Origin of the sequence: Crossiella cryophila, from assembly GCF_014204915.1 — a bacterium.
GTDB classification, from domain to species: domain Bacteria; phylum Actinomycetota; class Actinomycetes; order Mycobacteriales; family Pseudonocardiaceae; genus Crossiella; species Crossiella cryophila.
The window spans coordinates 9,270,140-9,292,001 of record NZ_JACHMH010000001.1 but is presented as its reverse complement, the minus strand read 5'-3'; the positions used below and the strand labels follow the sequence as shown (position 1 = coordinate 9,292,001).

Sequence of the window (21,862 nt, the reverse complement as noted above, 5' to 3'; positions counted from 1 at the left end):
CCAGTTCGACCTTGCCGCCGGGCACGCCCTACTGGTGCGGGCGACGGACAGCTGAGCGTGCCTGCTCAACCGGGTGGCGACCACGCCGCCCGGTTGTCGACGTATGCTTTGCCTTGCCTGGCAACCGAATTGCGCGGGCGGGTGACTTTTCGGCGGAGGTGGGTGTGGTGGATCAGAGCAGAGTTCCGCTCTACGACGACAAGGCCGCCGTCCGGGATTCGCTCGACTTCTCCTCGGCCACCTGGCTCAGCGGCGACGACCCCGAGGGAACCGGCAAGGTCGAGATCGCCTTCGTGGACTCCGGTGGTACCACCTACATCGGCATGCGGAACAGCGCGCAACCCGACGGGCCGATCCTCGTCTTCACCACCAGTGAGTGGGACGCCTTCCTTGCCGGGGCAAGGGATGGCGAGTTCGGCGAGCCTTGGTGAACGCTGGACCCGCCGGGCGCACAGCACGCGGGGCACCCGGATAACCAGGTGCCCCGCAAGCTGTTCTTGGTACGGCCTACCGATGCTCGCTGTTCGCGAACTTGACGAGGAAGCTCTTGAAGGCCGAGGTGGCGAAAGCCAGCTCGCCGCCGCCGCGGTTCTTCGTGTCGCGGATGTGCACCGCTGTGGGGCTGGTCGCTACTTCGACGCACGCGTTCGACGGTTGACTGTAACTGCTGGTACGCCATGTCTTGCGGGTCATGTCTTCTCCAGGTTGGCAGCCTGTTCGCTGATCACTTCGGCTGTTCTGTCGGGCGGCAGCGCAGCCTTCTCCGCGATGTCCGTGAAGGACGACGTGTACTTCCGGACATCCACCTCATTCTCCACCCACACGCCGCCACCAGTGATTTCGAGATAGACGGCGTCGGGATCCTGGTCGTCCTCGTAGCCAAGGATGATCGAGCCGGACATCGTGCCGTAGGCCCCGGCCTCGAACGGGATCAGTTGCAGGTCGACGTTGGGCTGTGCGCCAAGTTTCGGCAAGTACCGCAGTTGAGCGGCCATGACCTTGGGGCCGCCGACAACGCGCCGGATGCACGCCTCGTCGAGGAGTGCGTGCAGGCTGAGCGCATTCGGACCTTGAAGCAACTGGCTTCGCGCGGCGTGGGCGGCGACCACGCGGTCAGTGGACGGCTGGGTGACGAATCGGTGCGCCGCGACGTACAGCGCGAGGGCGTACTCCAACGTCTGAAGCACGCCCGGGATCACCAGCGGGGCGACCGTCCGCTCAGCGGAGGCGTCACTCTCGCCGCGGATGAAACCGCGTGCCTTCGGGTTGTAGACACCGGCGTGTTCCATCCGCTTGCTGTCCTGCTGCGCTTCGATCCACAGCGACTCACCCTCGCGGCGCTCTTCGGCGGTGGCGCCGTAGAAGGTCAGCATCGCGCCGAGCATCGTCCAGCCAGGTAGCGTCCGGCCGGACTCGATGCGGGACAGCGTGGCCTGGGACTTGCGCGTCAGGCTGGTGAAGTCCTGTTCGTTCTTGCCGGCGCGCTTGCGCAGCTCGTACAGGAACTGGCCGAGTCGGCGCTTGCGCCTGGTCGGGGTCGATGCCATGGGTCCTCTTCCGCCTGGGTGAGCCAACACTATCGCCTGGCGTCGAGTGAATATTCACTCTATCGGTAGCGATCAAAGTGCATATTCACCTGTTACCGTCAGCTTGCTGGTACGGACGCGGCTCCTGCAGAAGGAGTGCCGCAGGCAAGTCGGGTAGCGGCAGTACGCCATGCCCGCGTCTGGACTCAGCACGGGTGGGCAGGGCTTGTTCGGTGGCACGGCAGCCCTGTCCACCCCCGAAGGCGAGCACGGTCGTCGGGCCTCGCATGGACCGTCACCGAGACGGTTCGGCGGATCAGCTATTCCCGGATAGCAACCGCCGGGTGGCCGTGCTCACGAGGGCGGACGGGGCAGCAGGACTCGTCGTGTGAGCGCTGCTGGCCCCGTCCGCTCACCAGTGCACGCGGCGGGGACGGGCGCGCGAGCCCCGTGGTCCGCCGTCCCTGGCAATCGAAGGGGCAGGCATGGACGAACGGCATGTCGTACTCAGCACCGTCGCGCTGACCCTTGGCGCGGTGCTGTTGTCGGTCGCGTTCGCGTACCGCAAGGGCCACGGGCGGAGGCGTGATCGCGATGGCTGATCCGCGCAGATGCTTCACCTGCAACAACAAGGGCGAGGTCATGGCCAACTGCAACATCTCGCCGTACTGGAAACCGTGCCCGGCCCCGCAGTGCCCCTCCAAGGGAACGGGTAAGCCGACACCCCGCCCCATTTCGCCACGCCGGCGCCTGGCGATGGTTCCTTCCCCGGCGCAGGACCCCGCCCGGCTAGTTGGCCAATCCGACGTCCAGGAAGCGGGGTAGTCCTATGCGAAAGATCCTTGCGGCGCTGCGCGGCCGCACCGGTGAACAGCCCCGCTCGGCGCGGTGCGGACAGTGTCAGGCTGGACGACACACCTACCATCTGGCCGACGAAGTGTTGCCCGACAACGGGTTTGTGGCCGCGGCATGCTGCTGCGAACACTGCCTGTGCGACTTCGTCCGCAGCCTGCGGTTCCTGCCCGGCCAGCCCTACGCGGTGCATCCGCCGGACCACTCCGCACCGCCGGACCTGCGTCCGCTGGTCGACCTGTACGCCGCCTACTCCGCACGGTCCCATCGCATCCAGGTGATGAGCCTGCGCGCGGAAAGCTCGACGTTCCGCCAGGCCGAGCGCGAGACGAACTGGGCCATCGCCGCCAACCTCGGCTCGGTGCTCGCGCTGACCGTGCTCCTGGTGTGCCAGCTCAGGTTTGGCTGGCCGGAGGTGGTGACGCAGGCGGTGTTCGCGGTGTGCGTGCTGTCCCTGGTGGGAACCGTGACGTCGATGATGTTCAAGCGCTTTGCCGTGCTGTCAGCCGCGGTCGCCGCGTACGCCGAGCGGCACGGACCACTCGGCAGCCCACACGATCAGCCAGCGCCGCCGGTGATTCCGGCGCCGGATGGCACGTCCCGCCGTAGCTTCCGGCCGGGCGAGGACAAGGCCGACCAGTGCTGACCGACACCGCATCCGGCGGCCCGGTCCACACCTCTTCTACCTGATCATCAGCTCCACGTGGAGGACCGCGCTGTGCCCGACAAACCACCCGGACACCGGGGACATCTCCGGCTCGTAGCCGACGTGTCCACAAAGGACAGCGCTGGTTACCAACCTCGCCTCGATCCCCGAACTCTTGAGGGAAACGCCGCCTTGCACCGGGAAGCGGAGCGTTTCGTCGCGCGCAGGGAAGCTGAGGACCCGACGTGAGGCTCTTGCGCGTGGCCCAGTCCGTACCTCAGGTGGTCGAGGTCGACCGGGACCATGACCTTGCCCCGCGGATGCCGGTGAGCTTCCTCTGCCCGCACCCGGCCGCGGACTGCGTCGTCACCGTTCCGATGTCGACCGCCGCCACCGACATCCCGTTGACCTGGGACTGCCTCCCGCACGGCACCACTGCTGCACGCATCGACCCGCCACCGACCGCTGCCGAGATCGAGAAGGCCAAGAACCCGGCGCAGCAGGCGAAAACCCCGAAGGCGGGCGGCGAGCGCCGTTCCCGGCGCGGCAACCCGGACTGGACCCCCAAGACCCCGTTGGAACACCTCATGGAGCGCCGCTCACCCGCCGAGTTGGAGGAGTTGGTGCAGTACCGCTTGGCCAAACTACGCGGAGAACCTGTGCGCGCCTTCCCCGCCGGTCGGAACAAGCCATGATCGAGTTCGGTGGATGGCCCACCCATCTCAGTCCGGCCGTGTGCATCGAGGCCATGGTCTCCGCGGACGCGGAGTTGATGGGCAAGTCGGAGGAGTTCCTGGTACGGCAGGCAGCCATGGCTCTGACCACTGCCGAGGCCCGGCTGCGGGAACTGCGCCGCGCGCAGCAGAGCGACCCTGCGGAGTTGGCCGAGGCACTCCGAACGCACGCCGATCTCGCCCGTGCGCATGCCGTGGCCGCGCTCAACTTCTACCAGCGGCACGCTGAACTCACCGAGCACCACGGCACCATTTACGAGCCAGGCCCGGACCCGTCCGAGACGCAGACTGCTCAGGACGAACTGCCATGCCTCCCCGATCACCTGGCCGCCGTTGGCCGACTGAGCGCGAACGAAGCCAACGCCACCTCCGACAGCGCCACGGGAGCCGGGGGCTCAGGGCTGCGCGGGGCCGCTGCCCGAGACGTCGCCGAGGCGCGCGCCGTGCAGGACGCGCTGCTGGCCCAGGTCGATCCTGTGGCCGCGAAGTGGGCCAAGTTCGTGACGTGGTGGGCTGCGCTGGACGGGCTGTTCGCCTATCAGGAGGGACATGAGGAGGTTTGCGACAACCTCGCGGATGCGGCGACCTTCCTCTCGGAGTGCTTGCGGAGTCTGGCCGTGTCGGCCTGGCACGTCGAAGACCAGGTTCGGATCTTGGACGAGCGTGTCCGGCGCCATGCCCACCCTGAAGCGCCGGGACTGACCGCGCCGGTGGGTGGGGACCCCGAGTTGGCGGAGTTGCTGGCGGGAGTGACCGAGGCAGGTGCGTCGGTGAGCAGGTACCTGAACGCGAGGGCGCCAGGGCGACCACGGCTGACCGCCGCCAGTGGCGTGTCCGAGGCTGGCGGTGCCCCGGACGGCGTTGAGGAAGGCGGGCCGGAATGAGCGGGCACTTCGCCGACTTGCCCGAGAAGGACCGGGTTCTGCTGAACGTCGTGTCCGGCTACGCCATGGTCGCGCTCCGCGGGTCGCCGGAGGAGGCGAAGTTGGCGGATGCCCGGCACCGGCTCGCCGGACTGTTCATGCCGTTGGAGGACCTGCTGATGATGACAGCTGACGGTGTGCCGTCAGTGGAGTTGGCCGAGCGGATTGGGTACTGCCTGACCCGGCTTCCGCAGGCACTGAACGACCACGGGGACGCCCTGGAGGCATACGGAGCGAAGGTTCAGGCCGAGGCGATCGAGCTGAACGCGATGTTCCCGGATGATCCGCCGCCCGCGGTTCGGTCACTGGTCCCGGGCGCGGAGTCGCTAGGCGGCAATGACTCCGCGAGCGCTGACCGCGAAGCGAAGTGAAACCGAGCTGCAGGAGTGCCCTGGGGTGGGGCGCTCCGGAAGAACGGCCCGGCGGGTAAGACCGCGGGCAAGCATGCGCAGGCCGGGCTGAACTCGGTCTCGCCCGCACCGAAAGCGGGTCGTCCGGTCCGCTGTTCCGACCACGTGAGGAAATGATTGATCATGAGTGACGACAGCGCGCCCGCCGAGGTGCTGTTCTTTCCCCTGGCCAGCGGAACCGAGGTCAGCACCCGCACGGAAAACGGCGTTCCCGTGCTGGTCATCGTGGCGGCTGGCGTCGAACTGCGTTTCCACACCGACGATCCGTACACGGTCACCAGGTCCGACCTGGAGATGGCGGCGGTTTTGCACGCGGCGGTGCAGGGGTACTTCGACGGTTGCCAGCGGTACCTGGCCGCCCGCGAGGCGTTCGGTGGCTGGCCTGGCCAGGACGAGCCCATTCCCCCGACGGTGTGACGTTCGCGTTCGTCCTCCGTTCGGAGGGAACCCCTCAACTCACCGACCGGTCCCAGGTACGGTTACTGGCAGTACGGGGATGGGTACGAGGGGACACGAACTGTGCATGAGGGGAACGGCGGCTCGATGCCGCCCGGAGGCGGTGGCGGGGCCGGTTTCAAGGTCAACAAGGAGAACGTCCTCCAGATGGCCAAGGAAACCCAGGACACTGCCCAATGGCTGTACGAGGAAGTGCGAGTCTGCGAGGCAGACATTCGGATGGAGCCTGCTCGACTGGATCCGGTGAGCAAGGACGTCGCCAAAGTACTCAACGGCATGTTCGCCGACAACGCGGACTCCTATGTCCAGCGCGGCTACCAGTATGTGCGGACGTTGGAGGACGCGGTCGCGCAGATGAAAGCCGCCGCCAAGGACTACGGCTACACGGACGCCGAGATCACCACTGCACTCGCTGGTGAGGGGAACCCGAATGCGTGACCGATCAATCCTCGTCGCCGTCCTCGCCGTCGGCGGGCTGGTGTTGGCCGGCTGCACCGGCAACGGCACGGCAATGACAAGCTCGGCGTCGCCCACCACCACGACGAAGGCGGCCGCCACGCTGCCGCCGCGACCGAAGACCATCCCGGTCGCCGGGCTGGACTCGTGCGGCGTGCTGACCGCCGACCAGCAACAGCAACTCCAAGTCGATCGCAAGCCGCGGCTGTCCCAGCCAGATCAGACCGACCACCTGGGCAACCGAAGCTGCTCCTTCGACAAGTCGAACCAGGACCCCCGGTTCGGCCTCCGCGTCACTCCAGTGCCGCAGGAAGGTGCTGAGGTTTGGCTCAAGGGTGAGCGCAACGTCAAGGTCAAGCAGGTCACGGCCGGTGGTTTCGGCGCTGTTGAGACCCGAATCGGTGACAACTCCACCTCGTGCCACGTCGTGGTTGACGTGGCACCGGGTCAGAGCCTGGACGTGATGGGCACCGCGTTGACCAAGGAGGCGTTCACCACAGACCAGACGTGCGAGAAGGCACGAGTGGCGGCGGAAATGGTCATGCAGACGCTGTCCGTTCGGGGCTGATCAGGGGTTCAGGGGGGTTTGGGTATGAGCAGCAACCAGATCGGGGATTACCGTTTTGAGGGTGTCCCGTTGCCGGAGAAGCATGGCTGGATGCAGGGCGGCAAGGGCCCGGCGGAGCTCAGCCGGGCGCAGGCCAGGCTGACGCGGTTGGGCAAGGCCCTGGCTGAAGCTGATGACCGGCTCCGGCGAGCGGCCGGCAAGCTGGGCGCGGAGTGGGACTCTGAGGCTGGTGCGCTGGCCGGAGCCCAGATGTTCCGGGCCGCATCCTGGGCCGGGAACACCAGCACCGCCGCGACCACCGCACAAGGGCGGATGCAGGCTCAGGCCGACGCGGTCTCGACCGTGACGTCGGCGGTACCGGCCAAGCCGCCGGTCACCTACACCTTCGGCGACGCCCTCATGGATGGCTTCACCGCCCCGGGGAAGTTGTTCGGGCTGTCCAACAACATGGACCGCGAGGTCGAGAAACAGCGGGCGGCCGATGACGCGGCCAACCGGGCGCTGTACACGTACAAGTCCTCCTCCCAATCGCATCTGGCCTTGGTCCAGCCGTTGCCGGAGGCACCGAAGCTGGCTGGTGCGGCCACACCGGAGCCCCCCGGACCGCCACCGGCGGATCCGCCGATCGTTCCTCCCGGCGGTCGGCCGCGGGACCCACGGCGCCGTGACCCCTCGATCCGGCAACGCGACCCGGGCCAGGCCGGTAACCAGCAACAGTCGGGGCAGCCTGGCCCCCACGATCCGCTGCTTCCGCCGCAGGAACCACTGCCACCCGGACCGCGGCCGAACGACCAGATCGACCCAAGCCTGTTCACCCCTGGACAGCCGCCCACATCTCCCGGCCCGATCGGCGGCCCCAATGGTCCCGGCGGTCCCGGTGTCCCGTCCGGCGGACCGAGTGGTGGCGTCGCCGGCGGTGTTGTGGGTGGATTCGGTCCCAACGACTCGGGCGGCGGACCTGGCGGTTCCGGCGGCGGAACCCTCGGCCGCGGCCCTGGCCACACTCCGGGCGTGGGCAACCAGCCTGGCGCAGTTCGTCCCGCTCCGGCACCAGGTGCGGCTGGTCGACCTGGTGCCGCGGGGCATGGCTTCACCCAACCGGCCGCGCCCGCCGCCGGGCGAGGCGAGGACGACGTGGAGCGGGTCAACGAGTTCTGGGTCAAGGATGACGACCTGTTCGCCGACGAGCGCCGGGCTGCTCCGCCGGTGCTCGGAGAGGGTCCGGGGTGAGCCGGACGACCACCGTCCAGGAACTGTCCGCGGTCGAGTTCGAGGCGTGCTGGGAACACCTCCAGCTTGGCGAACTGCCCTATGTGCTGGACGTGCCCAGCGCGGGCACCACCTGGACGGAACGGCGGCAGATCCTCAACGGGGTGATCAGCGGGCTCACCGAGCGCGGATTGGCCGATCACCGAGGTCTGGTGCCGGAACTGGTTGAGGCGTTGACGACGCTGGCGCAGTTCCGGTGGGCCATCGACGCACGGGTGTTCGCCGATTCCCGCACTCGCTACGTGCGGGGCGCCGTGTCCGGGGATTGGGCGGCGCTGGCCGTGCTGGAGTCCGACCGGGTTGGGTTGTGGCCGATGCCGGATCACGCGGTGATCGGTCAGCTCGTCGCGTTGACCGGGGACGCCCGGACACCGCGGGTGGCCTCGGCCAACATCCAGGAACGTGTGCTGGAGGCCGCGGCCAGCCGTGCAGGCGCCGATGTGCGGGCCCTGGCACACGAGTTGGTGAACCTGGGTGAGCGGGCTGATCAGGCTCGCGCGCTCGCACACGCCTGGAGTGAGGCGCACGCGATGGGCCAGTTCACCGCCATCCGCTGCGATCGGGACGGGACGTTGCGCCGGATGGAGACGGCGGTGGGCTGGCACACCAACCGGGAAGGCCAATTCCTGCACCTGCGCAACAATGGCTGGCTGACCGTCACGCCTGGTGGGCCGGCGCAGCTAACCGCCCAGCTCAAGAGGCTGCTCGGCGAACAGTGAGGCCGGCCCACGGACCTGGCGTCTCACCTGCCTCCGTGCGCCAGCGCTCGGAGGTGCGTGGACATCGCATGCAGCTGAGCGGTCCGTAGCAGGATGCCGTACGGGAGTTCGGTGCTCCGCAAGCGCCGCAGCAGCGACGCCTCGCCGAGGTAGACGACGTCCGGGCCGCACACCAGTACCGCGCTCTCGGCCGCCCCGGCACGCTCCAGCCTGGCTGGCCAGGCGAAGGCGGCCGCGGCCGGTCCGGGAGTGCACCGCAGTCGAGCACACCGGCGGTCGCCGTCGAAGTGGAGTTCCTGTTCAGCGGCGCGGCGGAGCGCCCGGTTCCACAACCGTCCTTCAATCGCCGTGGTGGTCAGCGGGCCGGTGTCCCAGCAGATCCAGCGTCGCGCGCGTCGGACGACAAGCTGCCAGCCCGGCCTGCCGGTGAAGTCCCAACCCACCGAGGGCATCGCTGCCTCGGCCGCCTCGGGGTCGGAAACCGGGACCAGGTCGGCCCACAGCTCCAGCGTCGCGTCGACCGCCTCGTCCGTGAGATCGGCACCCGCGACGAGGTTGAGCGGCACGCGCACGAACCGCTCGTCGTGGTCGATCAGCAGGATCGGGTCGGTGCCGTCCGGGTCGATGAGTTCGGCGTGCCACCCTCGGGATCGCATGATCGGGATCCACCGGACCCGCAGGGCATCGACGAACTGTTGCTGACTCATTGTTCCTCCCGCAAGACGTGGGCCAGTTCAGGGACAAGGCCAGCCACGGTGGCCAGCAACGCGTGCTCGGCGGTGGTCAGCCGGACTTCCACCAAGCGGACCTGGGGCAGTGGGTGTTTCCGGGGGCGCGCGGTGGCCAGCCCCAGCGCGGCGAGCAGGCCGTTCCAGGCCGGGTGCGCTGTGGTGGGCGAGGGCCGCAGGCCGCGGCAGGTGCTGAGGGCCGCGTGCACGAGTCCGGGCGGCAGCCAGTGGCTCAGCGCGTACTCGGGCGCGGCGAACGCAGTTGTGAAGTTCATGCCCAGAGAGGTCGTGGGTTCACCCGGTCACGCGGCCTTGCCGCGGGTTACCTTGTTGAGCGATCCCTCGGCGAGTTGCGGAAGGAGTTGAGCGTCGTGGCCTGGCCGCACCCGGAGAACGAGTTCCACCCGTTCAGCGATGGCTACTTCGGCATCGACCGCGAGTACTTCCGCGCCGGCGAGGAGACTTTTCGGCGTCACGGCGAACAGCTGATGCGGGACGATCAGCTGCGAGGCGCCGAGTTCATGACCAGTCTCCTCGAAGTCACCGAGCGCGAGTTCGACTTCGGCGCGCACATGCTGACCGACTTCTCCCACGGCTTCGACTCCGGCGCCTTCTGACGCCTTACCAGCCCTTTCGTGGCTGCGTTACCAGGACCCATGTCCGCGTAACGACTGTCCACATCGGAAGGGCTGGACCATGCGCAAGCCGAGAATCATCCCGCTTGTGGCCGCCTCGATCCTGGCTGCCGGAGCGCAGCCGGAGGCCGCGGCGACCGACCCGCACCATCGCCACCTGGTGCAGGTGATCGTCTGCGAGTACGTGGTGAAGGGCGTCGGCGCTCCCACCTTCGCCGGCTCGCAGTTCGACATCACCGAGCCCAGTGGCTACCTCCAGGGCGGCACGGTCGTCTGGGGTGACCGGCGCGGCTTCGTCAATCGCCGTTACCCGAACGAACACTTGACGGTCCGGGAGCTGTCCGGTTCCGGCGGCAAGTGGGTTCTGGCGATCACCCTCGCCAAGACCCCGGCCAAGTGCCTGCCGTTGTAGCGCCCTGCGGAGAAATCGAGTGCGTTACCTGAGCCCGTGCGGGCAGATGCCGGAAGATCATTGGAGGTGAACCACGGTGGCAGCCGACCTGAACCTACGGCGTGCGCTCGGCCGGTTGAGCATCATCGCCGCGGCCAACCACATCGGCCGCTTCCAGCAGCCGATGAAGGTGGGCTGCCCGCGATGCGCACAGCACCTCCCGGCTGGCTGGGCCAGCCGTTGGAACTGCCCGGGGTGTTCCGGTGGCGGCGACCAGGTCAACTACCTCATGTCGTCCGGGCTGTCCTTTCCGGACACCCGGAACCTGTTGCTGGCCAACGTGCTCGACTGGTCGAGCTGGGAGAAGGCAGCGCTGCGGCGGGCTTTGCCGATGCCGTTCGTGCTGACCAGGATCGGGATCCCGTTGCGACACGGACGCATCCGCTGCGTCAACGACAATGCACACCGCCGAGGTGACACTGATCCGTCCTGTTCGGTGTACGCGGACGCGGTGCACTGCTTCGCGTGCGGGTTGCATGAGGACGTCTTCGGTGTCTGGTCCAGGGTTCGCCGGGTGGACTTCCTGACCACTTGGCGGGAACTGCTCATCCTGGCCCAGGATCTGGACCACCCAGTCCCGGTGGAGCCCGGGGGTCTCCGTACCACCGCACCCCGGGATGGGACGGCGTTCGCGGAGCTGTACGCCGCCGTGCTCGACTGCTGCGAACCCCTGGCTGACACACCAGGCGCGTCCTACCTGACAGGTCGGGCGATCAACCCGGTGACGACGCAACGCCTCGGGGTCCGCTGGGTGTCCAACCCGGCACTCGGCCGGATCCAACGGCTACTCGGCAGCCACCCGGACAACCTGGTGGCTGAGGCCGGACTGGTCGATGACCGCGGGCTTTTCACCTTGCGGCGGCACCGGCTGCTGTTCCCGGCGTGTGTCGACGGGAAAATCGTGTGGCTGCAAGGACGATCCACCAACCCGACGGTGGCCAAGCGGTGGCGGTGGCGTTCGCTGAACGGCATCACCCCGGTCCCGCTTGGTCTTGACCAACTCCATTCCGCTGATCCCGCTGATCCAGTCCATGTGGCTGAAGGTCCGACCGACTGGCTGGCCCTGGCCTGCCTCGGGCGGATCGCGATCGGGGTGCCCGGGGCACAGGCGATGGCCACCTGGTGGCTTCGTCTGCTCGCCGGACGGCGCGTCGTGCTCTGCCATGACGGCGACGCCGCCGGCGAACTCGGCGCGCGGTTGTGGCGCGAGCAACTGGAACCGTTCCGCGCAACGGTCCAGCGGCTACCGCTGCCCCCGGGCCTCGACCTGAGCGACTGCATTGTCCTCCTCCAGTCGCAAGGTCGGCCCGGCGAACTGCCCGAGCCGGTTGCCCTGCCGGAGCCCGTCGAGTAGGTCATCTCGACGGCCCGGCCACCCCAGAGGGTGGGGCGCGCTTAACCCCCCAAGCGCGCCCCACCCGCCCCTCCTTTCGCGGCTCCGACCGGGTTCGCCGCGGTGCGTTACCTGACCTCCCGACCCACCTCGTGGGACAGCACCGTGTCCGTGGAGTTCAGGAGGTTTGTTCCAACATGCAGCCCATCAACAGCACCCGTCCCGTCCGGCACCTCACCTGGGAGGAGTTGCTGGACACCGTTCGCCGTGGCACGCCGATGACCGGCCCGGCACACCTGCTGGGACTGGAACTCTCCGGTTGGCCAGGTGCCTGGCACGTCCGCGTCGAGCCCTTCAGCGGCACCATGGCCGTGCTCGTCGCCGAGGTTGACGAGCACGGGCTTCGACAACTGGGGTGGCTGGATCGCACCCAGCGAATCAGGTGGGTCGCCACGGACCTGGGCACCGTAGCCATCGCACTCGCCAAGGTAGGCGTGCAGCTGCGGCTCGGATACTGTCTCACCCTGGCCCAGCGGGCCGTGGACGGTTACCACCGCGCCGAGTTCACCCCGCCAAGCGACCGTGCAGGGCTCTCTGAGCGGTACCGGCAAATCCAGGCCGACATCGGCGCCACCTCGCACGGCAGTGCGCTGGAGCGCCTGATCGAACTGGACTCGGCAAATGCGCTGGCCGCTGCGGAGCTGAATGTTGCCGGGCTCCCTTGGGATACCGGACGGCACCGCGAGGTCTTGACCGGGCTGCTGGGGGAGTCCAGTCAGGCTGACCTGTACCCGCGACTAACCGAGCTGGATGAACAGGTGGCCGAGTGCTTCGGTGGCGCGCGTTTTCGGTGGCGTACCGAACTGCCGGATGCTTTCGACGGCGAAGGCGTTGAGGTTCACGGGTCGCGGATCTGCGATATCGAGCACCTGGAGCATCCAGCGGTGCCACTGCTGACCCGGTGGCGACACCTGGACGCTCTGGCCCACCAGTTCGGCTACGACTGGGCCAAGCGATGGACGGTGGCGGATCGATGGTTCCCCGTGTTCTACCCAGCCGGGACCTCCACCGGCCGGTGGACCGCTGAAGGCGGCGGTCTCCAGCTTCCACGTTCGCTGCGATGTTGCGTACGCGCGCGTCCGGGCCGCAGGTTGTTGATAGCCGATGTGTCCCAGTTGGAGCCTCGAATCCTGGCCCACATGGCGGGGGACTCGGGACTGCTGGACTTCGCTGAGCACGATGATCCCTACGAGGGGTTGGGCCGGAGGTTCGGTATGGACCGGGCAACGGCCAAGACCGCCCTGCTGGCCGCGCTCTACGGTCGGCGATCCGGGGCCTCGCGCCAGGCCATGAACCTGCTGATGCGGAGTTGCCGGGCCGCGATGGAACTACTGGCTGAGGCCGAGGAACGCGCCCGGCATGGCGCTGCGGTGCGCACCGAACTGGCCCGAACCCTGCCCCGCCCGGAGCAGTCGACCTGGTCCGCGATCGAGACCAGTGCCGCCAGGCGGACTGCGGAAGAGCGCCTTCTGGTGGCTCGGTTCGGGCGCCGGGGGCGTGCATTCCCGGTGCAGGGCACCGCAGCGGAGGTCTGCTGTGCTGCCCTGGCCGCGCTGCGGACACTTCTCCGGGGAGAGGACGCCGGTGTGGTCGCCTTCCTGCACGACGAGTTCGTGGTGGAGGTCGCCGAGGACGCCGTCGGGGAGATTGAGCCCCTGCTGCGCCACGCAGTGCTGGTGGGCCTGGCGCGAGTGGTGGGGCAGGATGCCGGTTCCCTGCCCGTGTCCGTCCACTCAGGAATGGATTGGGAAAGGTCAAAATCCTGACCTGCCAACGAGAATCTGTGGGGCAGGACAAGCTGAACTCGTCCTGCCCCACCCCCTCGGTCGCAGTTCAACCGAAAGGGTCGAGGAGTTCTCGGACCCGCGCGCGTAGCTCGTTCTCCACCGCAGCCGCGGTGCGGTGGTGGATTCCGCAGGCCGCGATTCGCCGCTGCGCCACCCCGCATACATGGCGCAGCACGTACATCACAAAACCTCGGCACAACCGCTGTGCCGCAACCGGATCATCCGTCTCGGAGGCACGAAGCAAGGCCAAGGTGGCCGAAGTCGCGACGGAACGGTTGTCGACGGTGTGTTCAAAGTTCTCACCTACGTCCACGGAATCGTCTGATTCGTCCAGGGTGGACTGTCCACCCGGGAGCAGGGACAGGGCGTGAGCGACCTGGAGTTGATCCTTGGCGCTGAGGGGCTTGCCGTCCGCGTACCGGAAGGCACGGACCTTCTGCAGGGCGGTGTAGCCGACGGTGGCCCGCCAGTGGTCGGCGGCCTGCTGCCGAACCCGTTGCGTCACATGCGCTGTCCACGGTCCACGGTCGGGATCGTAGGTTCGGGCGGCAGCCAGGATCCACAGCCGTAGTTGCTGGGTGAGGTCGTCGACGCCGCCGAGCAGACCGCGCAGCGGTCCGTGCTGGGCGCGAATAGCGTGCCGAGCCAATCCCATCGTCTGATCCAACAATCTGGCCAGTCGAATGGGCGGAATCCCAGTCAGGTCGCGGTGTCCGGCGGGATTCAGTGGCACGTCGACCCACCAAGTGTCGCCGATGCTGGCGTTCATGTTCGCTCCTGGGGTGAGTTGACCAGTACCGGGTCCAGGTCCCACAACAGCTCGGCGAGCCGACGGGCATGTCGGATTCCGGCTACCGTGGTGTCCTGGCCGTGGATCGCGTCCCCAAGGGTGCCCGCGGGGATTGAGACGGTGACCAGCACGTCGTCTGCGAGAACGACCTCCACCGGCGGGCTGGACAGTTTCAGCTGGGTCAACGCGGCCTGAATTCGCCGGGTCCCGGATTCCAGGCGCCACAGCGGCACCCGGAACCGGAGGTGGAGTTCAAACGCTGAGTCGGGATCGAGTTCGCCGCAGAAGGGTACGGGGGTGGCCATCGCGGATGGTCCTTTCGCTGGGTGCGGTGGTGCTTGCCACCCGCGTAGGTAACGCGCGACGACGCCCGTGGTCGTGCAGACAGGGAAGGGGAGGACACCGGGATCACCGGTGCCCTCCCAGATGGACTACTTGGTTGTGGCCAGTGTGACCAGGTCCGGCCATTCCAGGAACGCGCGCCAGACGTGCTCGTCGGGCGCACCGGGGGTGAGCCACAACCGCCAGTACGACGCCAGCCCGGGGCTGCGCTGTTCGCGGACGGCGTTGCTCAGCTCCCGGTGCAGCTCGGCGAGCAAGGCCACCTCGGTCGCCGGGACCGCGGGAAGCCGCGCGGCGAGCAACCGCCGTACCTCGGCGCGGATTACCTCGACCGCGTGTGCGCGTGGGCTCGATGTGCCGAAGTCCGACGGGGCGGTATCGGGATACCGCTTGTGGAACAACGCGAACTCCGCACTGCCCCAGTCGGTCGGGTCGGCCACGGTGAACCGCCGCAGGGCGTTCCGGTATCCGGTCAGCACCGCGGTCAGCGCGCCGAACGCCTCACCCGCCTCTTTCACGTCGTCACAGTTGATCAGCCGCCCGTAGGCCGCGCCGATCTCCTGGTCGGCCGGGCGACCGAGTTCGGCGAGCCCGGTGCGCACCGTCTGCACCAGCTCGGCCAGCGGCTGCTTCACCTCCTCGGTGTACTCGGCCGGCCAATCTGCGACGGCGTCCAGGACCGCCTGGCGAACGAGCCTGAGTTCGGCGGTGAAGGTGGTCATCCGGTCCCACGCCTGCACGACATCCCGGTACCGCCGGGCCTGGTGCTCGGCGAAGTCGGAGAGCCGCCCACCGCCGGCCACATGCGCGGCCAGCGCCAGGTAATGCGCCCGGCGCATCGGCATGAGTCCCCGCAGATCGGGGATGTCCCCGCGCAGGATCTGATACCACCGGCCGAGTTCAGGCGTGTAGTGCAACGCGAACGCCCGAACAGCCCGGTGCCGCTTGACCGGTGCGGCGATCAGCCAGCTGGGCGAGATCCTCCGCGAGGTGTAGGAGGAACTCGCGACCGGCAGACCGTTCTCGTCGATGGTCCTGCGCAGCCAGGCCCCGCAGCGCATCACCGCCGCCACGGCCGCACCGGCCGACAACGGCTCCGCGGTGGTGCCGGCCATCATGCTGGCTACCTTGACCGGGAGCCCTTGCCGAATCGCGGTGTGCAGCAGATCGAGCTGAGGTGCGGTAAGCACCTCGTAGCTGATCGACGGGGTTTCCAGCTCCGCGGTACGCGGGTGGACTGGTCGTGGGTGGCGGTGCACCTGGAACTCCCCCGACGATTCGCCCAGCAAGGGCACCAGGCGGTCCGGCGCCCGCAGTTCGGGCACCTTCGCCAGCCAGGTCCGCAGTCGGCGCAGGTCCTCGTCGAAGTCGATCCGGCTGCGATGGGCGTGGTTCCACACCGAGTCCGCGAGGTTGCCGGTGGTGCACAGCAGGTCGGCCAGCGCACCGTGGCGCACGCCGACCGAGGGCGGAATCCGCAACGGTGGCTGCGTGATGCTGTCCGGGGTGAGCGCGGTCGGGCGGATGGAGCCGTGCAGGATGCCGTGGACGACAGCGGCGGTGGTGGCCGCTGAGACCGTGCAATGGCTGTCCTGCAACACCGAGCGCACCCGAGCGAGCAGCAGGCGGTTGGGGGCCGCCCGTTTCCGTGCCGCGGTCGCGGTCTCCCACAGCGTCCTGATCGCGCTGCGCGCCCGAGGTGGTTCCTCCTGTGACTGGCGGACCAGGTTGCCGACGGAGTGCACCACGGTGTCCAGCTCGGCCAGCTCGCGCAGATCCCGCTCCACACACCGCACCAGCCACGCCCGGTCCACAGTGGAGATCGTCGGGGCGCTCATGACCGCACCTCCTCGACGACCGCGGTCTCCTGTACCGCGGCGGTTTCGTCGATACGGGTGGCCGGCTTGGCCCACTTGATCCCGTCCTCGCTCGCCCACTCGGCCAGCAGGTGCGCTTCGGCGAGTCGGGAGCGGATCCGCGGCAAGCCCGGGTCCTCGTCCTGGTGTACGGCGAGCAGGTCGCCGTGCCGGGCCGAGATCCAGGAGTGCACGCCGCCGTACTGGGCGCGGAAGAGCACGTCGAGCACCGGGACCATGTCCGGCCGCGCCGGATCCAGGACTGCCGACTCCTGCCGGGCGAGCTTGGCCAGCACGGCTTCGACCTCGTCGATGTCGGCGGTGGCCACCGGCTCGCCCGCGCGCAGCTCGGGCCGTCCCCACAGCAGGAACAGCGCGTGCCGTTTGCTGTCGAGTTCGGCCTGCGGCGGCAGGCCGCCGACCGCGACTGCCCACGCGGCGCCGTGGTGGTAGGTGCCGTGGCGCGGATTGGCTCCGATCCACTGCCAGTGCCGGGGACCGATCTTGTTGAGCCAGTAGTTGCCGTGGCCACGGCCCTCCGGTGTGCTGCCCACGCCGATGATCACCCCGGGGTGCGACCACGAGGGCACGTTCTTGTGACTCATGGCGCTCCTTCCTTCCTGCACCTCACGTGTCGGTGGCGCCCGAGGCGGCGCACGGCAGCCCACCCGGCCGGGGCGGACTGCGCGCGGTAGCGCTCAGCCGTCCACCGGTCGGACACCGTGGCAGGTAACACGCGGCGCGTTACCTGCCACGGCGTGGACCCGTATGGGTCCAAGGTCTGTCCTTTGGCAACTCCACACAGCAGAGACGCGGCCGCCCGGCCGCATCGCGGTCCCGGCCGTCCACAAGAGACGGAGACAGCGCATGGACGCCGACTCGGCGAGCGACCGCGAAGAACTACTGCTGACCGCTTGTCTGGTGCGAGATCCGTCCCTGGCTGACGGGCGCACCGGGCTCGTGGTCCGCGGAAGCGAGGAGTTCGCCGACCCCGGCCTGGGCCGGGCCTTCGACCGCCTCCGCGAAATCCGGGCGACCCACCCCCAGCTGGCCACGGTCGGCATCCGCTACAACCTCGACCAGGGCCTGCACCCACACCTGGACCGGGCCCTGGCGGCCTGGGACAGCGAGACCGAGCAACGCCATCCGCAACTGCCGGCCTGCCCGGACGAGGTGGAGGTGCTGGCCGCGCTGGTCAGCCGCCGCGCCCGGCACCGTCGCTTCGACACGCTGATCCGCACGATCGCCCACCACTACCGCTCCGGCGACAACGACCGCGCCGGGGAAGCCGTGCACGAGCTACTCGATGTGGTGCGCACCGACGACGACCAGTGGGTCGCCGCCGACCCCTACGCCGAACACGCCGCCGAGGTCCTGCGGCGAGAGATGGAGGTCCACGGCACCGGCCGCGGTTTCCCCGTGCACCCCGAGCTGGACATCCTGTTGCACCAACGCGGCGACTGGCTGGGTGAGTTGGTGTTGCTGGGCGCGCGGACCAAGGTCGGCAAGACCGCCTTGGCCTGCTGGTGGGCGACCCGCCTGGTCCTGGCGGCTGCGCTGGTGGCGCCGGAGGCACAGGTGGTGTTCTTCTGCACCGAGATGACCCGCGCTGAACTGCTAGGGCGGCTGCAGCAGTACCTGCCCGACCCGGAGCAGGTCTTCGCACCCACTCCGCTGGGGCGGCCGAGGTTCCTGTTGTTCGGCAAGGAGTTCTTCGCCCGCGCCGGAAGCGATCCGGCCAAGCGGCTGGCCGCGTTCAAGGCGGAGATCCGCCGTTTCGCCGTGGCCAACCTTCGCTGGTCTGAGCAACACGGCCTGCCGATCGCCGACTGCTGGCTGGCGGCCTGCTTCGTGGACTACCTGACCTCGATGCTGGCCTCCGGCACAGACTTCACCGTCTGTGAGGAGTTCATCCGCGGTGCCGACACCAGCCTCCGGGTCTTCGACCCCGGCTGGTTCGGCCTGGGCGGCCGCCAGTTCACCGACCTGGCCGGCCTGTCGAGCAACGTGGTGGTGTGCGAGCAGGTCAACGCCCGCCGCGAACCCACACCCCGGGTCACCACCGACCCACGCACCGGTCAAACCCACCGGCCACCGCTGGAACCCCCGGCACCGACCGAGGTCAACGGCGCCCGCTCGACGTTCGAGACGGCCAGCGTGTTCTGCATGCTCGCCCGCGACCACGAAGGCCGCATCCACCCACCCGAACAGGCAATCCTGCGGATCTCCGGCCGCTCGGTGGCCACCCGGCAACTGCCGTTGCGGTTCGTCGGCGGCAAGTTCGAGTTCCCTGGCGACCGCACACCCGCCCGGGACCTTCCATCGGTCGACCAGGTCGAGGAGGTGCTGGTGGACCAGGCGGAGGAGCACGTGACCCGTTTGTGGTCACTGCCCAGCTACGTGCTGAACCCGCCCGCATCCGAGCATGCTGACGGCACGGTGGAGGTGGCGCGGGAGGTGTGGGTCCCGGTCGACTCCACGGTGGCCGCCTGGCAGCCGGAACCCGCCAAACCCTGATCGTCCTCTGCTGTGTCGCTCAAGGACAGCTCGCCATGGACGCCGCCTGTTTCCCATGACCTCGCCTGTCGGGGTTCGGGTGACGGGCGGCGCCCCACCCCCATGCCAGCTACCCTCGTCACCTGAGTGGCTCCGCACCGACCGTATGCAAGCCGAACTCGATGACCTGGTAGTCGGCAACCACTCCACTTACGAGAACACTTCAGAGGCAGAGTGGCGCTATTGGCTAGAGACTCCACTTAGCCTCATCGGCCAGACGTACAAAGTTTCCTCGAATGGGTTTCTGTTTCTGGCCGACAGGTTAGCTGCCGCCCTTAATGTCGCAGGTCCGCAAGGAGAAGAAAGTTGACCGGCCCCTGTGGTCAGAATCATGAGACAACAGGAATAGTGGGCTCAGTTTCCCTTGTTCAACGTTGCCTTCAGTTCAAGCAGACGGCCCCGTAGCTCCACCGCTTCGCCGTCTCCGAGAGCTTCGAAGATTGATAGAGCCTCCTGCCAGAAGGCGATCGCCCGGCCGGTCTGGCCTGTGTGACACAAAGATTGTCCGACCGTTTCGAGGATCTCGGCCTTCTCTCTGACGAACTCATGGTCGATTTCCAATGCGCGTTCACATAAGGAAATTGCTTCGTCGTGAGCATCTAGCCCCTGATGTGCTCGCGCCATGTGTCGCAATGCCAGCAACTCACCCTGCCTGTCACCTGCCTGGCGCCGGAGGGGAAGCTCACGCTCGGCATGAAGGAGGGCCTGCCGGAAATTTCCCAGGCCAGCATTGGAAGTACTCAAATTTCCCTCGATCGTACCTTCCAGTCGCCCTTGTTGGGCGCCACGACTCATCGGAAGAGCTGCCCGAAGGTGGTTTAGTGCCTCGCCATACTTTTTCTGTCGATTGAACCAGTGCCCCAGGGAGAGTAAAGCGGCCGCCTCGCGCCACGAGTCACGCGAATCTCGCGCCATGATCAAACACTGTTGGTACACGGCGAACGATTCATCGAATCTTGAGACTGCCGCCAGCGTCTCACCTAGAAGGCTTAAGGCGTGATATTCGGCAAGACTGTCTCCCATACCGCGTGCGACCTTCAAGCTGATTTGGTCAAGTTCGATCATAGTTGCGCGTCGACCCTGCTGATGCAGAAAGCTCCAAATTGACGTGGATATCAGCAGAGTTATCTGATGCAGATTGCAGCTTACGGCTTGATGCATGGCGGAAATCAGGTTCTCTACCTCTGTTTCCATCCATGCAGAAGCATTGGAGGCTCCGTCAAACTTCATTTCTGGGTAAGTTGACGTCGGTATCTTGAGCGCCGGATACCATTCAGAGAACGCAGGATTCCTGGCAAGGAACGCAGTCTTGGCGTGATGGGCGTACCACTGGACTAAGGCTCGACGGATACGGATTCGGTCCGCAGGAGTGTCTTCGACTTCAGCTCGGTCCGCAGCGTATGCGCGCAAAAGGTCATGGAAACGATAGCGATCACGAGCTACTTGCTGGATCAGGTGAGCTCCGATGAGCGCGTTCATCAATCGACGAGCCTCCATAAGGCCCAATTCGCCTGTTGTGGCAGCGACATGCAGGCTGATTTCAGGGCCTGGGTGCAGCCCGAGGCGCCTGAACAGGCAAGCCTGTTCAGGTGTGAGTTGGTGATAGGACCAGTCGAAAACTGCCCGGACGGCTAGCGACTCGTCTCCGGTAGCACTGAGGGTGTCCAGGCGCGACCGATCGTCGGCCATTTCAGCGACCAGCTCGGCAATCGTGGTATGTGCATGAGCAGCGGCCTGGCCAGCAGCGATTCGTAGTGCCAGCGGCAACCTGGCGCAGCAACGAATTAGGGCATTGACTGCATCGGGTTCGCCCTTGACGCGGTCCGCGCCAAGAGCTTCGCCCAACAGGTGCAATGATTCACTGGGTGTGAGCAGATCAAGAGTGAGGCGGGTAGCGGACTCCCCAATCACCAGGCCTGTCAAACTCGCCCTGCTTGTAATCAACACCAGGCACCCGGAGCTGCCCGGCAGCAGGGGGCGAACTTGAGCAACTGCGTTCGCGTTATCCAGCACGATCAGCACTCGCCGACCAGCCAATACAGAACGATACACCCCGGCCTGGGCGTCTACTCCGGGCGGGATACGTTCGGCCGGAATACCGAGCGCGTGCAGAAATCCGGCTAGCACCTCCTCCGGCGTTGCCGGTGTGCCAGGGCCGTAGCCACGAAGGTTGGCAAAGAGAGTGCCCTCAGGGAAGCGGTGCTGGACTCGGTGCGCCCATTGCACTGCTAAGGCGGTCTTGCCGACTCCGGCAGTGCCGTCGACCGCGGAGATCACCACCGCGCCGCCGGTGTCCTGATTGGTGTCCGGCAGTAGGGCGTCGAGGGCGGCTAGATGTTCGCTGCGACCGGTGAACCCCCGGACCGCCAACGGCAACTGCCGGGGTACCGCCTGCGGCGAGCCTGTTCCGGCGAAGGACAGGTGCTGGATTGTCCCGGCCTGCACCACGGCGCCAAGGTCGCCGCCGCCGACCTGGTTACGCACACCCCCCGTGTCCGTCATGCCACCGAGTGTGTCGACTAAGAGCCATGATCGGCACGTCGCCGAACACGACCACCCGCATGGACGACAGCCTCACTGCCAACGTTCCGGCACCGGTCTCGGCCGGCGCGTTACCTGAGCTGGTGTCCGCGCTCAGCCGCGGACCCGCACGTTGACAGCTCAACAACGCGTACCCGAAACCGGCGCCCACGCCAGGGCGTTCCCGCACTCCGCTGGAAGGCGGTGCACCCCCTGGCGACCCCCGGTCCGGCGACCGCGGGGTT

24 protein-coding genes are annotated in these 21,862 nt (G+C 67.6%); 15 read left to right on the top strand and 9 right to left on the bottom strand.

The window, feature by feature from the left end; all coding sequences use genetic code 11:
* Positions 1-167: 167 nt before the first annotated feature.
* Positions 168-431, top strand: a complete 264-nt coding sequence (locus HNR67_RS39850) for a DUF397 domain-containing protein (RefSeq protein ID WP_312989160.1) — start codon at positions 168-170, stop codon at positions 429-431.
* 76 nt (positions 432-507) lie between these two features.
* Here the strand turns inward: HNR67_RS39850 and HNR67_RS39845 are convergent, their stop codons facing one another.
* Both HNR67_RS39845 and HNR67_RS39840 read right to left on the bottom strand, forming a co-directional pair.
* The gene (locus HNR67_RS39845) at positions 508-693 is read right to left on the bottom strand and encodes a DUF397 domain-containing protein (RefSeq protein WP_185008667.1); all 186 of its coding nucleotides are present in this window, start codon (positions 691-693) and stop codon (positions 508-510) included.
* Positions 690-1,547, bottom strand: coding sequence for a helix-turn-helix domain-containing protein (locus HNR67_RS39840; RefSeq protein ID WP_185008665.1), 858 nt, complete (start codon positions 1,545-1,547; stop codon positions 690-692). The genes HNR67_RS39845 and HNR67_RS39840 overlap by 4 nt, the downstream gene beginning before the upstream one ends.
* 808 nt (positions 1,548-2,355) lie before the next feature.
* On the opposite strand from HNR67_RS39840, the gene HNR67_RS39835 reads away from it, so the two are divergent.
* The 9 genes from HNR67_RS39835 to HNR67_RS39795 all read left to right on the top strand — a co-directional run bounded on the left by HNR67_RS39835 (position 2,356) and on the right by HNR67_RS39795 (position 8,559).
* Positions 2,356-3,024, top strand: a complete 669-nt coding sequence (locus HNR67_RS39835; RefSeq protein WP_185008663.1) for a hypothetical protein — start codon at positions 2,356-2,358, stop codon at positions 3,022-3,024.
* Between the two features lie 245 nt (positions 3,025-3,269).
* Positions 3,270-3,719: an RNA polymerase-binding protein RbpA gene (locus HNR67_RS39830; RefSeq protein ID WP_312989158.1), complete on the top strand. Its 450-nt coding sequence runs from the start codon at positions 3,270-3,272 to the stop codon at positions 3,717-3,719.
* Complete coding sequence (locus tag HNR67_RS39825; protein WP_185008661.1) at positions 3,716-4,642, top strand: hypothetical protein; 927 nt, start codon at positions 3,716-3,718, stop codon at positions 4,640-4,642. The genes HNR67_RS39830 and HNR67_RS39825 overlap by 4 nt, the downstream gene beginning before the upstream one ends.
* Entirely contained in the window at positions 4,639-5,052 is a 414-nt protein-coding gene (locus HNR67_RS39820; RefSeq protein ID WP_185008659.1) for a hypothetical protein, read from the top strand. Before HNR67_RS39825 ends, HNR67_RS39820 begins: the two co-directional genes overlap by 4 nt.
* Positions 5,053-5,214: 162 nt before the next feature.
* Entirely contained in the window at positions 5,215-5,508 is a 294-nt protein-coding gene (locus HNR67_RS39815) for a hypothetical protein (RefSeq protein ID WP_185008657.1), read from the top strand.
* A gap of 102 nt (positions 5,509-5,610) precedes the next feature.
* Positions 5,611-5,985, top strand: coding sequence for a PE domain-containing protein (locus HNR67_RS39810; RefSeq protein WP_185008655.1), 375 nt, complete (start codon positions 5,611-5,613; stop codon positions 5,983-5,985).
* Complete coding sequence (locus tag HNR67_RS39805) at positions 5,978-6,571, top strand: DUF3558 domain-containing protein (RefSeq protein ID WP_185008653.1); 594 nt, start codon at positions 5,978-5,980, stop codon at positions 6,569-6,571. Before HNR67_RS39810 ends, HNR67_RS39805 begins: the two co-directional genes overlap by 8 nt.
* Positions 6,572-6,595: 24 nt before the next feature.
* On the top strand, positions 6,596-7,801 hold the full coding sequence (locus tag HNR67_RS39800; RefSeq protein ID WP_185008651.1) for a PPE domain-containing protein: 1,206 nt from the start codon (positions 6,596-6,598) through the stop codon (positions 7,799-7,801).
* Positions 7,798-8,559, top strand: coding sequence for an ESX secretion-associated protein EspG (locus HNR67_RS39795; protein ID WP_185008648.1), 762 nt, complete (start codon positions 7,798-7,800; stop codon positions 8,557-8,559). The genes HNR67_RS39800 and HNR67_RS39795 overlap by 4 nt, the downstream gene beginning before the upstream one ends.
* Positions 8,560-8,582: 23 nt before the next feature.
* Here the strand turns inward: HNR67_RS39795 and HNR67_RS39790 are convergent, their stop codons facing one another.
* Together HNR67_RS39790 and HNR67_RS39785 are read right to left on the bottom strand one after the other, a co-directional pair.
* Positions 8,583-9,266, bottom strand: a complete 684-nt coding sequence (locus tag HNR67_RS39790) for a hypothetical protein (protein ID WP_185008646.1) — start codon at positions 9,264-9,266, stop codon at positions 8,583-8,585.
* Complete coding sequence (locus HNR67_RS39785) at positions 9,263-9,562, bottom strand: hypothetical protein (RefSeq protein WP_185008644.1); 300 nt, start codon at positions 9,560-9,562, stop codon at positions 9,263-9,265. Before HNR67_RS39785 ends, HNR67_RS39790 begins: the two co-directional genes overlap by 4 nt.
* 96 nt (positions 9,563-9,658) lie before the next feature.
* Between HNR67_RS39785 and HNR67_RS39780 the strand changes: the two genes are divergently transcribed.
* The 4 genes from HNR67_RS39780 to HNR67_RS39765 all read left to right on the top strand — a co-directional run bounded on the left by HNR67_RS39780 (position 9,659) and on the right by HNR67_RS39765 (position 13,532).
* Positions 9,659-9,904 carry a hypothetical protein gene (locus HNR67_RS39780; protein WP_185008642.1) on the top strand — a complete coding sequence of 82 codons (246 nt, stop codon included), beginning with the start codon at positions 9,659-9,661 and terminating at the stop codon, positions 9,902-9,904.
* A gap of 106 nt (positions 9,905-10,010) precedes the next feature.
* Entirely contained in the window at positions 10,011-10,334 is a 324-nt protein-coding gene (locus tag HNR67_RS39775) for a hypothetical protein (RefSeq protein ID WP_185008640.1), read from the top strand.
* 76 nt (positions 10,335-10,410) lie between these two features.
* Entirely contained in the window at positions 10,411-11,727 is a 1,317-nt protein-coding gene (locus HNR67_RS39770; RefSeq protein ID WP_185008638.1) for a toprim domain-containing protein, read from the top strand.
* Between the two features lie 176 nt (positions 11,728-11,903).
* A complete protein-coding gene (locus tag HNR67_RS39765; protein WP_185008636.1) occupies positions 11,904-13,532 on the top strand; it encodes a DNA polymerase in 1,629 nt (542 codons plus the stop codon).
* Between the two features lie 67 nt (positions 13,533-13,599).
* Here the strand turns inward: HNR67_RS39765 and HNR67_RS39760 are convergent, their stop codons facing one another.
* From HNR67_RS39760 to HNR67_RS39745, 4 genes are all read right to left on the bottom strand, one after another.
* Positions 13,600-14,322, bottom strand: a complete 723-nt coding sequence (locus tag HNR67_RS39760; protein ID WP_185008634.1) for a sigma factor — start codon at positions 14,320-14,322, stop codon at positions 13,600-13,602.
* The gene (locus tag HNR67_RS39755; RefSeq protein ID WP_185008632.1) at positions 14,319-14,648 is read right to left on the bottom strand and encodes a hypothetical protein; all 330 of its coding nucleotides are present in this window, start codon (positions 14,646-14,648) and stop codon (positions 14,319-14,321) included. Before HNR67_RS39755 ends, HNR67_RS39760 begins: the two co-directional genes overlap by 4 nt.
* 126 nt (positions 14,649-14,774) lie before the next feature.
* On the bottom strand, positions 14,775-16,523 hold the full coding sequence (locus tag HNR67_RS39750) for a hypothetical protein (protein WP_185008630.1): 1,749 nt from the start codon (positions 16,521-16,523) through the stop codon (positions 14,775-14,777).
* Entirely contained in the window at positions 16,520-17,146 is a 627-nt protein-coding gene (locus HNR67_RS39745; protein WP_185008629.1) for a hypothetical protein, read from the bottom strand. Before HNR67_RS39745 ends, HNR67_RS39750 begins: the two co-directional genes overlap by 4 nt.
* Before the next feature lie 262 nt (positions 17,147-17,408).
* Between HNR67_RS39745 and HNR67_RS39740 the strand changes: the two genes are divergently transcribed.
* Positions 17,409-19,058 carry a hypothetical protein gene (locus HNR67_RS39740; RefSeq protein ID WP_185008627.1) on the top strand — a complete coding sequence of 550 codons (1,650 nt, stop codon included), beginning with the start codon at positions 17,409-17,411 and terminating at the stop codon, positions 19,056-19,058.
* 393 nt (positions 19,059-19,451) lie between these two features.
* Here the strand turns inward: HNR67_RS39740 and HNR67_RS39735 are convergent, their stop codons facing one another.
* Positions 19,452-21,599, bottom strand: coding sequence for an ATP-binding protein (locus tag HNR67_RS39735; RefSeq protein WP_185008625.1), 2,148 nt, complete (start codon positions 21,597-21,599; stop codon positions 19,452-19,454).
* Positions 21,600-21,862 lie beyond the last annotated feature (263 nt).